Origin of the sequence: Deinococcus pimensis DSM 21231 (genome assembly GCF_000519345.1) — a bacterium.
In the GTDB taxonomy this organism is placed as follows: domain Bacteria; phylum Deinococcota; class Deinococci; order Deinococcales; family Deinococcaceae; genus Deinococcus_A; species Deinococcus_A pimensis.
The window spans coordinates 6,939-8,633 of sequence record NZ_KI912666.1 but is presented as its reverse complement, the minus strand read 5'-3'; the positions used below and the strand labels follow the sequence as shown (position 1 = coordinate 8,633).

At 72.4% G+C, this 1,695-nt stretch carries 3 protein-coding genes; all 3 read right to left on the bottom strand.

Annotated elements, in window-relative coordinates:
* Positions 1–120: SDR family NAD(P)-dependent oxidoreductase (locus tag DEIPI_RS36825; protein ID WP_342667522.1), on the bottom strand; the 120-nt coding region annotated here is incomplete at its 3' end.
* Between the two features lie 23 nt (positions 121–143).
* Positions 144–1,415 carry an acyl-CoA dehydrogenase family protein gene (locus DEIPI_RS0117835; RefSeq protein ID WP_027482658.1) on the bottom strand — a complete coding sequence of 424 codons (1,272 nt, stop codon included), beginning with the start codon at positions 1,413–1,415 and terminating at the stop codon, positions 144–146.
* A 25-nt stretch (positions 1,416–1,440) separates the two neighbouring features.
* On the bottom strand, positions 1,441–1,695 hold a 255-nt coding region (locus DEIPI_RS0117830), incomplete at its 5' end, for a GNAT family N-acetyltransferase (protein WP_027482657.1).

Below are 1,695 nucleotides of genomic sequence, written 5' to 3'. Positions count from 1 at the left end.
CACCTCGCCCGCCACGCGCGCGGCCTCCTCTCCGCGCAGGTCCGAGAGGACCACCGTCGCGCCCTCGCGCACGAAGCGCTCGCACAGCGCCCGCCCGATGCCCGACGCGCCGCCCGTCACGACCGTCACCTTTCCCTGAAGGTTCACGCGTTCACCCCAGCGTTCGGCACGGTCACGGCGTCGGGCTTCTCGCCCTCGCGGCGCGGCTGGAAGGGCCGCAGTTCCTCCTTCGCGACGGTCTCGGCGTGCACCTCGTCCGGGCCGTCCGCGAGCCGCAGCGTCCGCGAGCTCGCGTACGCGTACGCGAGGAACGTGTCCTGCGAGACGCCCGCGCCGCCGTGCACCTGGATGGCGCGGTCGATGACGCGGCACGCCACGTTCGGCGCGACGACCTTGATCATCGCGATCTCCGCGCGGGCCGCCTTGTTCCCCACGGTGTCCATCATGTGCGCCGCCTTGAGCACGAGGAGCCGCGCCTGCTCGATCTCCATGCGCGACTCCGCGATCCCCGCCCGCACCACGCCCTGCTCGCTGATGGGCCGCCCGAAGGCCACGCGTGACGCCGCGCGCGCGCACGTCAGCTCCAGCGCGCGCTCCGCGAGCCCGATCAGACGCATGCAGTGGTGGATGCGGCCCGGACCGAGGCGGCCCTGCGCGATCTCGAAGCCGCGCCCCTCGCCCAGCAGGAGGTTGGCGGCGGGCACGCGCACGCCCTCGAAGGCGATCTCGGCGTGTCCGTGCGGCGCGTCGTCGTAGCCGAACACGCTCAGCATGCGCCGCACCGTGATGCCCGGCGTGTCCATCGGCACGAGGATCATGCTCTGCTGACGGTGCCGGGGCGCGGACGGGTCCGTCTTGCCCATGAAGATCGCGACGCGGCAGCGCGGATCGCCCGCGCCGCTCGTCCACCACTTGCGCCCGTCAATGACGTAGTCGTCCCCGTCGCGGCGGATGCTCGACTCGATGTTCGTCGCGTCGCTCGACGCCACCTCGGGTTCCGTCATCGCGAAGCACGAGCGGATCTCGCCCGCGAGGAGCGGTGCGAGCCAGCGTTCCTGCTGCTCGGGCGTGCCGTATTGCGCGAGCACCTCCATGTTGCCCGTGTCGGGCGCGGAGCAGTTGAACACCTCCGGCGCCCACGGCACGCGGCCCATGATCTCGCACAGGGGCGCGTACTCCAGGTTCGTGAGGCCCGCCCCGAACGAGTGCCGCGAGCCCGGCGGCAGGAACAGGTTCCACAGACCCGCCTCCCGCGCGAGGGGCTTGAGCTCCTCGATGACGGCGACGGGCGTCCAGCGGTCGCCCTCGGCGACCTGCCGCGCGTACGTCTCCTCGTTCGGGTACACGTGCTCGTCCATGAAGGCCGAGAGCCGCGCCCGCAGGTCCTGCACCTTGGGGGAATAGTCGAAGTTCATGCGCTCCTCCCTCACTTGTCTCGCCCTACCAGGGCAGGCCCGGCACCCGGACCTCGCCGGGTGGCCACGCCTCTTCACCGTACGCCCGCACCATCGCCCGCGTCGGCATCACGAGCGGGCCCGTGGGCTGTTCCACCGTCACGGGCCCCGTGAGCTCCGTCCAGCCGAGCCGCGCGTAGAAGCCCACGAGCTCTGCTCGGCAGAACAGCATCCCGAACCTCAGGCCGCGCGCGCGCGCCTCCTCGTCGAAGCGCGCGAGCACCGCGCCCGCGTCGCCCCG

Bases quoted from the DNA above. Each gene is read 5' to 3' on its own strand.
- DEIPI_RS0117835 (WP_027482658.1), bottom strand. From the start codon at position 1,415: ATGAACTTCGACTATTCCCCCAAGGTGCAGGACCTGCGGGCGCGGCTC.